10 protein-coding genes are annotated in these 11,146 nt (G+C 56.0%); 7 read left to right on the top strand and 3 right to left on the bottom strand.

Annotated features, from left to right (window positions below; genetic code table 11):
- Positions 1-7: 7 nt before the first annotated feature.
- The gene (locus tag APA10_RS08375; protein ID WP_250697675.1) at positions 8-172 is read right to left on the bottom strand and encodes a hypothetical protein; all 165 of its coding nucleotides are present in this window, start codon (positions 170-172) and stop codon (positions 8-10) included.
- A gap of 136 nt (positions 173-308) precedes the next feature.
- On the opposite strand from APA10_RS08375, the gene APA10_RS08380 reads away from it, so the two are divergent.
- On the top strand, positions 309-758 hold the full coding sequence (locus APA10_RS08380) for a phosphate-starvation-inducible PsiE family protein (protein WP_035367481.1): 450 nt from the start codon (positions 309-311) through the stop codon (positions 756-758).
- 176 nt (positions 759-934) lie between these two features.
- Here APA10_RS08380 and APA10_RS08385 read toward each other — a convergent pair whose 3' ends face one another.
- Both APA10_RS08385 and APA10_RS08390 read right to left on the bottom strand, forming a co-directional pair.
- A complete protein-coding gene (locus tag APA10_RS08385; RefSeq protein ID WP_011251552.1) occupies positions 935-1,324 on the bottom strand; it encodes a PIN domain-containing protein in 390 nt (129 codons plus the stop codon).
- Positions 1,324-1,590, bottom strand: a complete 267-nt coding sequence (locus tag APA10_RS08390; RefSeq protein ID WP_016738498.1) for an AbrB/MazE/SpoVT family DNA-binding domain-containing protein — start codon at positions 1,588-1,590, stop codon at positions 1,324-1,326. Before APA10_RS08390 ends, APA10_RS08385 begins: the two co-directional genes overlap by 1 nt.
- 208 nt (positions 1,591-1,798) lie before the next feature.
- On the opposite strand from APA10_RS08390, the gene APA10_RS08395 reads away from it, so the two are divergent.
- The 6 genes from APA10_RS08395 to APA10_RS08420 all read left to right on the top strand — a co-directional run bounded on the left by APA10_RS08395 (position 1,799) and on the right by APA10_RS08420 (position 11,036).
- A complete protein-coding gene (locus APA10_RS08395) occupies positions 1,799-2,392 on the top strand; it encodes a recombinase family protein (RefSeq protein WP_035367484.1) in 594 nt (197 codons plus the stop codon).
- Positions 2,393-2,591: 199 nt separating this feature from the next.
- Positions 2,592-3,176 (top strand): recombinase family protein, encoded by a 585-nt coding sequence (locus APA10_RS08400; RefSeq protein WP_035367486.1) that lies wholly within the window; start codon positions 2,592-2,594, stop codon positions 3,174-3,176.
- A 12-nt stretch (positions 3,177-3,188) separates the two neighbouring features.
- Positions 3,189-6,410 (top strand): helicase-related protein, encoded by a 3,222-nt coding sequence (locus APA10_RS08405; protein ID WP_035367488.1) that lies wholly within the window; start codon positions 3,189-3,191, stop codon positions 6,408-6,410.
- Positions 6,411-6,424: 14 nt separating this feature from the next.
- Positions 6,425-8,212, top strand: coding sequence for a DUF262 domain-containing protein (locus APA10_RS08410; protein ID WP_035367491.1), 1,788 nt, complete (start codon positions 6,425-6,427; stop codon positions 8,210-8,212).
- Positions 8,209-9,006, top strand: a complete 798-nt coding sequence (locus APA10_RS08415; protein WP_035367492.1) for a DUF4391 domain-containing protein — start codon at positions 8,209-8,211, stop codon at positions 9,004-9,006. Before APA10_RS08410 ends, APA10_RS08415 begins: the two co-directional genes overlap by 4 nt.
- Positions 9,007-9,032: 26 nt before the next feature.
- Positions 9,033-11,036 carry a site-specific DNA-methyltransferase gene (locus APA10_RS08420; RefSeq protein WP_035367495.1) on the top strand — a complete coding sequence of 668 codons (2,004 nt, stop codon included), beginning with the start codon at positions 9,033-9,035 and terminating at the stop codon, positions 11,034-11,036.
- Positions 11,037-11,146 lie beyond the last annotated feature (110 nt).

The following is an 11,146-nucleotide window of genomic DNA, read 5'->3' on the forward strand; positions in this document are numbered from 1 at the left end:
CTGAATTCTACAAAATGACCCGAAATTGCCTCAAGTGTGAGAAATCCGCGTCGACCAGCCACGCCCGGAAATACTCGAAATCCACCGTCTCCTGCAAAACCTCAAGCGGATCGCCCTCTTTGCTCAAGGCATCAAGGTGATCGCTCAAACTGAACAGGGACTTGGGATCCATGGCAGGCCTCCGTGATCGCGTAACTTCAATGAATCACCATAGCCGTCCAAACGCTACCAATTTTTGCGGGTCTCCAGCTGATGCGGTATTAGGTTTCTAACTACGCAGACATAGGCTAAAAAGGACGGCAAAGGCTATGATTAAAAACATACCAGGATTTGAGAAGATTTCTTCTATTTTCGATCTTTTTGAAGAGATCGCTATGCTGGTTCTTACGCTCGGCATCATGGTCGTCGCGGCCCTTGGTCTCATACATGTGCTATACGCCGTTTTTGAAATGCTCCGAACAGCAACCCTTTCCCCGACCAATCCTGTGGTTCTACAGAGCCTTTTTGGTCTGTTTTTTACAGTCCTGATTGCACTGGAATTCAAACACTCTATTCTTGTCTCGCCCGACACACCCTCGCACAGCATGGTCAGAATGCGGTCCGTCCTTCTCATCGGTATGATGGCGACCGTTCGCAAATTTATTGTCCTGGATCTCAGCGGCCTCGACGTCATGGAGGTTCTGGCACTCTCGGCGGCAATCCTGGCCTTGGGGATCGTCTATTGGCTCGTTCGTGGCAATAATAAAATAACGAGTTAACTCGGAGATCTCAGCATTTTAATTCTAGAGATAACGTCCGCTTTCGGAGCATTGTTTGGCTCTTTTCTATGTCTGACATGAGGGCGTAAGCGGTAGGTCCGCTTTTTCTAGCAGCTCCCCCGGGGTTTGGGTGGCTGCGGAACAGAAAACCTACACAAGATTTACAACCAGTAAGTCTATCGAATGAGAACCACTTCAACGCCGATTGCTTCAGCAATTTCAGCCCATGCCCGATCTGCCGTGACCGCAGGGAGATCCAATTTTTTAGCTAATGCCAGACAGGCGCGGTCTCCGTGGCTGAGACCGACCCGCTTGGTTGCATCGCGCATTAATCCGGCCGTCAGAGCCAGGTTGTGATCAAGAGGCCGCACGTCTAGGCGCAGAGCTGCGATAAGTTCGGATATTCCTTCGGCCGGGACGCCTTTATCAACAGCCTTAGAAACGATTTCCTGCAGGTTAACGGCGGAGATGGCTGCATCTCTCAGCCAGCGCCGAGCTTCTTCAGCTCCCGTTTCTTCGTTCAGGTCCGCAAAGACAGCGGACGTGTCGATGACGCAAATCGGCATCAGCGCTGCACCTTATTGTCATGGTTATCCAGCGTATTTTCTGCGCGTCGTTCAGCAATGACTTCGTCGGCAATCGAGGTCCCGGCCGGGACATATTTTCGGAACAATGCTCTGGCTCGATCAAGCGAGGCATCGGGTGTTATCAACCGAACCTCCCCGTCCACGATCTCCGCCATGACTTGGCCGCCTTTTTCGACGCCAAGTGACTTGCGCAGACCCACCGGCAGGACAAGTCGGCCATTCGGCATAACATTGACACGAATCATATTACTGATCTCCGGCACCATAAGGTTAAGACCTCAGTCGAGGTCATATTTACAATGTAGGTCATTTTATGCGTCATTGCCATAAGTTCCTCCTGTCCGAAAACGATCGTTTACGGACAGGGGAAGAACGGTCTGTCCGTAAATTACCTTTACAGTGTTCCGGACATAGTTCATATTTCGGACATCCTATTCGGACGAAATGAACCCTATGCCACGCACCTTTGCCTATGTTCGCGTCTCAACAGTCGGGCAAACGACTGAAAACCAGATTCAGGAAATTGAAGCAGCCGGTTTCCGGGTTGAGCCGCGTCGGGTCGTTACCGAAACAATTTCCGGAAGTACCTCCATCGCGCAGCGGCGTGGCTTCGCCCGGCTCATGGATAGGTTGGAGGCTGGAGATATTCTGATCGTAACCAAGCTTGATCGTCTTGGTCGCGATGCGATGGATGTGAGCACCACTGTTAAAATGCTGGGGACCATGGGAGTGAAGGTCTACTGCCTCGCTCTTGGCGGTGCTGATCTGACCAGCTCGTCCGGCACAATGACGATGCAGGTTCTGAATGCTGTTGCACAGTTTGAACGGGATCTGTTGATCGAGCGGACACAGTCCGGTCTCAGGCGAGCAAAGTCCGAAGGGAAAACTCTCGGACGGCCGTCCGTACTATCAGAGAGTGATAGGCAATGCGTCCTCAAGGACCTGGCGGAGGGTATGAGTGTGTCCGCACTCGCCAGAAAATTCTCTACAAGTCGGCAGACCATTATGCGGGTTCGAACTGAAAACTCTCCCCCCGGTTCCTCCTAACTGCCGGTCTGCTTACGCCTCATGCCAGACATGCGACATAGCGATTTGATTTCCGCATAGCGGACAGGTTGGAAATAAGTTTCAAATATTCATTAAACGGTGGTTTTCGGAACATCCAAGAATGACGCATTTTACCGTCGTGAAAGCCGTCCGCTAGTGTTAATATCGCCGTCAAGTTTTCAATGTTCCGGATGCGTCCATGAATCAACGCATAGGATACGCCCGCGTATCGACTGATGATCAGCACCTCGACCTTCAACGCGATGCGCTCCGGCAGGCTGGGTGCGGCGAGATTTACGAAGAGGCAGCCAGTGGCAAGAATACGGCGCGGCCGGAGCTTGCACAGTGCCGCAAGGCTCTGCGGGCAGGGGACACACTTGTGGTGTGGCGATTGGATCGGCTCGGGCGCAGCCTGCCTGACCTGGTGCAAATTGTGACCGATCTTGAGCGGCATGACATCGGCTTCGAAAGCTTGACAGAAAAGATCGAAATCAGCAGCGCGGCGGGCAAGCTGATTTTTCATGTGTTCGCAGCGCTGGCCGAATTCGAGCGTGGCTTGATTCGAGAGAGAACGCATGCGGGCCTAGCCGCCGCTCGTGCCCGAGGTCGGGTCGGTGGGCGCAAGCCAAAGTTGGGGGAGAAGCAAGTTAGGGAGATCAAAGCCCTTTTACGCGATCCTGACATTCAGGTCTCGGAAGTGGCGCGTCGGTACGGAATCTCTCGTACCACGCTCTACAAGTATGCTGGGGTGATTAAGCCTCGCGAAAAAATTAGTCAGAAGTAAGCGACGGTGTCCATGAAGTTAATCCAAAACTCCGGAACACAGCGCGTCATCGACTTGATAAGGCCCCACCTCAAGCACGGCAACCGACTCGACTGTGTAACGCCTTCTTTTTCTCTCTACGCCTTTGAAGAAATTCGGGAGGCGTTGTCCGCTCTGGATCGAGTCCAATTGATCGTTCCTTCTGATAACGAGGCACTTGAGCTCTTGGGTACTGAGGGTGATCGCGCTGCGCGCAATCGTCTGCAGGCACGCTGGTTGGCCAATCAATGCGCGAAATGGATCACTGAGAAAGTGGAGCTTCGGCGGGCATCAAAAGGGGTGCCACAGGGGGCTGCCGTTATGCGCGGGCCGGACGGGGCTCCTGCGCAAGTGATTCTGGGTTCTTTTGCCTTCAACACGTCTGGCCTTGGCCTGACGCCGGGCAACCCGCTGAACCTGATCCAGGCATCAGAAACGGCCGACGAAGCCGCGCAGCTTGCCCAATGGTTTGATCACCAGTGGACAGGCTTGCACGGTGCTGATGCCACCGACGCCAAAGGCCAGTGCAACGAGACTGAGTTCATCGTTGAAGCACTGCGGGCCCTAGGTGAGCACCGCGATCCCTTCACCATCTACACCTTGATGCTGCATCGCCTGTTTCAGGGCAGCGGTGACGAGATGGACGAGGAGCGCATCGTCAAGTCCGCCACCGGCATTCGCAATACCGTGGTGTGGAAGAAGCTCTTCAAGTTTCAGCGCGACGGTGTGGTGGGTGCCATCGACAAACTGAGCCGCTTTGGTGGTTGCATCATCGCCGACAGCGTGGGGCTGGGCAAAACCTTCGAAGCCCTGGCCATCATCAAGTATCACGAGCTGCGCAACGACCGCGTGCTGGTGCTAGCTCCCAAACGCCTGCGCGACAACTGGACGCTTTACAAGGCCAACGACAAGCGCAACATCCTTGCGGCTGATCGGTTCAACTACGACGTGCTCAACCACACCGACCTGTCGCGTGATGGCGGCCTGTCGGGTGATATCGACTTGTCTCATGTGAACTGGGGTAACTACGACCTGGTAGTGATCGACGAGTCGCACAACTTCCGCAACAAGGCCACGCACAAGGGCAAGGAATCGCGCTACGACCGCCTGATGCGACGCATCATCCGTGAAGGTGTTAAGACCCGCGTGCTAATGCTCTCCGCCACACCGGTGAACAATCGCTTGGCCGACCTGCGCAACCAGATTGCCTTTGCCACTGAAGGCGATGACGCCGCCCTGATGGAACATGGCATCGCCAGCATCAAGGCCACGACCCGAAAGGCGCAGGCGCAATTCAATCGCTGGCTGGCACTGGACGAAGCTGAGAAGACCCCCACCCAGTTGGTGGAGATGCTGGGTTTTGACTACTTCACCCTGTTGGACCATCTCACCATTGCCCGCTCCAGGCGGCATGTGGAGAAGTATTACGGCACCACCGAGACCGGCCGCTTCCCCGACCGACTGCCGCCCATCAACATCAAGGCCGACGTAGACCTTGCGGGCGAGTTCCGTGCCATCCGCGACATCAACCAGGAAATCCGTCGGCTCACCCTCGCCAGCTACGCGCCGCTGCGCTATGTGCTGCCCCACAAGCAGGCGGCCTACGACGTCAAGTACAACACCCAGGTGCGTGGCGGCGAAGGTTTCTTCCGGCAGGCAGATCGTGAAGAAAGCCTGATCCACCTGCTGCGCGTGAACGTGCTCAAACGCATGGAAAGCTGTGTGTCGGCCTTCACCCTGACCGTCCAGCGCCAACTCAAGGATGTAGAGAACACGCTGGCACGCATCGAATCCCATGCCGAAGCGCTAGAGGAAATCGACATTGCCGACGTCGATATCGACGACCCAGCGTTCGAGGCCTTGCTGGTCGGCCGCAAGGTCAAGGTGCTGCTGGGCGATGTGGATCTGATTCGCTGGAAGCAGGACCTACTGGAAGACCGCAACCGCCTGGCGACCCTGCTGGCGGCAGCGCGCCAAGTGGATGGCGCGCGCGATGCCAAGCTGGCAGCCTTGCGCGACATGATTGCCCGCAAATGCGCCCAGCCCATCAACACCCACGATGGCAAAGCCAACCGCAAGATCATCGTGTTCACCGCCTTCTCCGACACGGCGCACTATCTCTACGCCCAACTTGCCCTCTGGGCCAGGGATACGCTGGGTATGCATTCGGCGGTCGTCACAGGCAGCGCCGGCATTCAAACCACCATGCCGGGTTTAAGTAAGCACATGGGCAACGTGCTCTCGGCCTTCGCGCCGCGCGCCAAGGAGCGCCCGCAAGACCTGGCGGGTGAAGGCGAAATCGATCTGCTGATCGCCACCGACTGCATCTCAGAAGGGCAGAACCTGCAAGACTGCGACTGGCTGATCAACTACGACATCCATTGGAATCCGGTGCGCATCATCCAGCGCTTTGGGCGTATTGACCGCATCGGCTCGCCCAACCAGCGCATCCAGCTCGTGAACTTCTGGCCCAACATGGAGCTGGAGGAATACATCAACCTGGAGCAGCGCGTAAGCGGCCGCATGGTGCTGCTCGATGTCTCGGCCACTGGTGAAGAAAACCTGATCGAGCAGCAGTCCGGCAACGCTATGAACGATCTGGAATACCGGCGCAAGCAACTGCTCAAGCTGCAGGACACGGTGATCGACATGGAAGACCTGTCTACCGGCGTGGCGATCACCGACCTCACCCTGACGGACTTTCGTATCGACCTGGCGCAGTTCCTGAAAACGCAGCCTGGCAAGCTGGACACTCAGCCGCTGGGTGCTTATGCAGTTACCACCACGCTGGATGCCGACATTCCGCCCGGCGTGATCTTCTGCCTCCACGCAGCAAAGCCCGCCACAACGTCCGACTACCCGCTCGCGCCGCACTACCTGGTGCATGTCGGCGATGACGGCACCGTGTTGCTGCCATACCCGCAGGCCAAGCGCATCCTTGATCGCCTCAAGCGCCTGGCACTGGGGCGCGAACGGCCGGATGACAGTGCCTGCGCGCGCTTCGACAAGGCAACCAAAGGTGGCGAAGACATGCGCCACGCCCAGAAGCTGCTCGCTGCGGCGGTGGCCTCCGTCGCCGGGAAGCAAGAGGAACGGGCCGTGGCCAGCCTGTTCACGCCCGGTGGCACGCACGCCATGAAAGGCGAGTTCGCCAGCAGCGGCGACTTTGAGGTGGTGGCATTCCTCGTTGTGCTGCCGGATCAGCAAAGTATTTGATTACAAGGACCAGCATGAGCTTTCGCACCGCCGAACCTGCATTGAAAGATGTCCTCGATGGAATTGCATCGGGACAAATCCAGCTTCCTGACTTCCAACGCGGTTGGGTGTGGGATGACAACCATATCCGGTCGTTGATCGCGAGCCTCTCTCTGTCCTACCCGATTGGCGCAGTGATGTTCCTGGAAGCAGGCGGCGTGCCATTCAAGCCCCGCTTGTTTGCCGGCGTAAACTTGCAGCCTGCGCCTGCTCCCAAGACCCTGGTGCTTGATGGTCAGCAACGCCTGACCTCCATGTACCTGGCGCTGCGCAGTGGTCAGCCGGTGCCGACACGCACGGAGAAAGGCGCGAGCATTCGCCGCCTGTATTTCCTGGACATGGCCCAATGCTTGGACGAATCGGCAGACCGCGAAGAATCTGTTCTCTCGGTGCCGGAGACGCTACAGCTCACTTCTGACTTTGGCCGCAAGGTCGATCTGGACGTCAGTACGCCTGAATTGCAGTTTGCCCAGCGCTTGTTCCCAGTCGCCCTTCTGTTTGATGCCGAAGGCTACATGACCTGGAAGATGGGGTTCGCGCAGCACCACGCACAGAACCCTGAGGCGACCATGTTCTTGATGCGCTTTGATCAAGCCATCTGGCTGCGCTTCCAACAGTTCAAGGTGCCCGCCATCGAACTGACCCAGGACACGCCACGCGAAGCCGTGTGTCAAGTCTTCGAGAAGGTCAATACCGGCGGTGTCACGCTAACGGTGTTTGAGTTGATGACCGCCACCTTCGCTGCGGATGAATTCAACCTGCGCGATGACTGGGATGCGCGGCAGGAGCGCCTGACCGCCAAGCACGATGTGCTCACGGCGGTGGATGGCACCAGCTTTCTCACCGCAGTCACGCTGCTGGCCAGCTATCGGCGGCACAAAGCGCATGGCACATCCGTCAGTTGCAAACGCGCCGACGTGCTGAAGTTGCCGCTGGCGGACTTCAAGGCATTGGAAGCCGATTTGGAGAAAGGCTTCAAGCGGGCTGCCGAATTGCTGGCAGAGGAAAAAATCTTCGATGACCGAAGCCTGCCGTATGCCACGCAGCTTGTCCCTTTGTCGGCCATCTGTGCGTATCTGGCAGACCGCACGACGCAACATGGCGTCAAGCAAAAGCTGCTGCGCTGGTACTGGAGCGGCGTTCTGGGCGAGCTGTACGGCGGCGCCAACGAAACCCGTTTCGGCATGGACATCCAGGATGTGGTCGCCTGGGTCGAAGGCGGCAGCGAACCGCGCACGGTGCGCGACGCCAACTTTGCACCGACGCGCCTGCTGTCCCTGCAAAGCCGCCTCGCAGCCGCCTACAAGGGGCTGGCCGCCTTGCTCATGAAACACGGTGGTCGGGATTTCGTCAGTGGTACGCCGATCGACCTCAACACCTACTTTAACAACGCCATCGACATCCACCATGTGTTCCCCCGTGCCTGGTGCGAAAAGCAGAAATTGCCCAAGGAGAAATGGAACAGCGTGGTCAACAAGGCCCCTCTGGCCGCTGGCACCAATCGTTTCATCAGCGGGGATGCGCCCAGCGTATACCTTGCCCGCATCCAGAAAGCCAAGCAGGTGGCCCCCGATAGCCTGGACGAGTTTCTGTTCTCCCACGTGATTCCGGTGCCTGCGCTGCGCTCGGATGACTTCGACGCGTTTATCTGCCAACGCGCTACCGCACTGTTGAAGCTGATCGAGCAGGCCATGGGCAAAGCCATTGCCGGGCACGACAGCGAAGAAACGGTCAAGGCATTTGGAGCGGCACTCTCCTCATGAACTGGTCGGATATCGTCAGTGCCCTGTGTCTTCCCGATAGCGCGCGGGTGGGGCAGCGTGTGCCCAAGAAGCTGTTGCTGGAGAACGGTGCGCCTACGGCGTCTGACAAGCGCTTGATCAACGAGGCGATTGAAGACATTCAGTGGCTGGCTGCCCTGAAGCCCAACACCGTCGGCGTGCTTGATTACTGCGACATGCAACGCGAATATCTGGAGGTCGCGGTACTGGCCGTCACCTTGCGCGGGGACATCAAGCCAGCCAGCCTTTCACGCCTTGCCGAATTGGTGCACCGGGCCGTGCCTTATCCAGTGCTGTTGCTGCTGGTAGATGAGCCGACACTGATCCTTTCGTTGGCGCATAAGCGCTGGGCGCAGAACGAAGCAGACAAGGTCGTGCTCGACGGTGACTTGGTGTCGGCCGCGTTGTTTCAAACAGCCGATGGCACATCTGGAGCTGATGCGAAGGAGGCTTCCGGCATCGAGCGGGATTTCATGCAGTCGCTTGCGATTACGCGTCAGCCCCAAGCTTCGCTACATGCCCTCTATGAAGGCTGGATCGTATGCGTGCAGGCCCTGCACGCAGCGCGACGGACAGGAATCTATCAAACCACTGCAACACCCGAACAGACCGCGGCGCGACGACAGGCATTGATTGATTGCCAGCGGCTGGAAGGCGAAATCAGTCGCCTGCGGGCCGAGGCGACCAAAGAAAAACAACTGGCGCATCAGGTGGAACTGAACCTGACGCTCAAGCGCCTCCAGGCCGAACTGGCCGCCGCACAACAACAGCTTTGAAGATTGAATAAATGACGGAGAAGATCATGGAAAAACTCACGGCAGCCAGCCCCGAAGCCCAGTCCGCTGACTTGGTGGCGGGCAATATCGAGCAACTCAAGGCGCTGTTTCCGGAACTGATTACCGAGGGCGCGGGCGGTGCGGCGGTGAATGTGGACGTGCTCAAGGCACTGGTGGGCGATGCCAGCCTCACCGATGCCGACGAGAAGTACGGCCTCAATTGGCATGGCAAGCGTCGCGCGCGCCAACTGGCGCTCACGCCCAGCACAGGCACCTTGCGCCCCTACCCGGGCCCCAAAGAAAGCGTGGACTGGGATACCACCCAGAACCTGATGATCGAGGGCGACAACCTCGAAGTGCTCAAGCTGCTGCAAAAAAGCTATGCCGGCAAGGTCAAGCTGATCTACATCGACCCGCCTTACAACACCGGCAAGGATTTTGTGTACCCGGACAATTTTCAGGACAACATCAAGAACTATCTGGAGTTGACCGGCCAAATCGAAGGCGGGCAGAAGATCAGCAGCAACACCGAGGCCAGCGGGCGGTTTCATACTGACTGGCTGAACATGATGTATCCGAGATTGAAGTTAGCAAAAAATCTTCTTAAAAACGATGGGTTCATCTTTGTTTCAATTGATGATTCAGAAGTGAACAACCTGCGGCTTCTTCTTGACTCGATATTTGGGGAAGAGAATTTTGAGGGAGTATTTATTTGGGAAGGAGGAAGGAAGAATGACTCTCGACGCATTTCAATCGGGCATGATTACATTGTCGTATATGCAAAAAACTCCGCACTTCTTCAGGAGTTGGATGTTAGGTGGAGGGACAAAAAATCTGGGCTGGAGGAAATCTACGCTAAGGTAAGCGAAATAAAAAAGATATGCGGAGATGACTTTGGTGCTGCATCAAAAGAACTTCAGCGTTGGTTTAAGAGTTTGCCGGAAGGGGCGGAAGCCAAAGAGCATTCGCACTATAAATTTATTGACGGCAAGGGGATTTGGTACGGTGATAATATTTCCAGTCCAAATCCTAGGCCAAATCTTACGTTTGAGTGGAAAGGCTATCAGCCCCCTGAAAATGGTTGGCGCTATGATCGCGACGCCATGAGAAAGTTGGATGAAGAAGGGCTCTTGCTCTACCCAGAATCAAAAGAAAACCGCATTCAATACAAACGATATCTGCATCACACAGAAACCTGGTCGCCATCTTCAGTTTTTTATAAAGACCGTAGAGCTGCATCTAAAATTCTTAGTGCTTTGATGGGGCAAAGTGTATTTGATTTTCCAAAGGATGTGGATGTAATTGCTCGTTTGATTCGAATTGCGACATCAAAGGATGATTTGATTCTAGATTTCTTTGCAGGGTCTGGCTCTACTGGGGAGGCGGTAATTATTCAGAATATTACTGATCGCTCAAATCGAAGATTTATTCTGGTCCAATTGCCTGAGTATTTGGATATTAATTCTAAGGAACAGAAAAGTGCAGCAAGTTATTGCGACTTTATTAGAAAGAATCGCACTCTTGCAGAGCTGACTAAAGAGCGTTTACGCCGTGCTGGTGCTAAGGTCAAAGCCGATCACCCAGATTCGCAGTGCGACACGGGTTTTCGTACCTTCAAACTCGACAGCTCCAATATCCGCGCTTGGAACCCGAAGCCTGATAACCTAGAGGCCACACTATTCGCTCATCAGGATCACTTGCTCGAAGGCCGCAGCGAGGCCGATGTACTCTATGAACTGCTGCTCAAGCTCGGCCTCGACCTGTGCGTGCCCATCGAGAAGCGCAACATCGAAGGGCTTGATGTGCATGCCGTGGGCGGCGGCGTGCTGCTGGCTTGCCTGGCCGAAAAGATCACCCGTGAGCAGGTAGAGCCACTGGCTCAGGGCATCATCGCCTGGCACACGAAACTGGCAGCCGCTGGAGATATCACCTGCGTATTCCGCGACAGCGCGTTTGCCGACGACGTGGCCAAAACCAATCTCGCCGCGATTCTGGAGCAGCACGGCATCCAGAACGTGCGCAGCTTGTAAGGGGGCTCGCCATGAAACTGCACTTTGAGCCCAATCTCGACTACCAGATGCAGGCCATCGACGCGGATTTCTCACACTTGAGGCAATTTCGGGTCATTTTGTAGAATTCA

Source organism: Acetobacter pasteurianus subsp. pasteurianus LMG 1262 = NBRC 106471, assembly GCF_000285275.1.
GTDB lineage: Bacteria > Pseudomonadota > Alphaproteobacteria > Acetobacterales > Acetobacteraceae > Acetobacter > Acetobacter pasteurianus.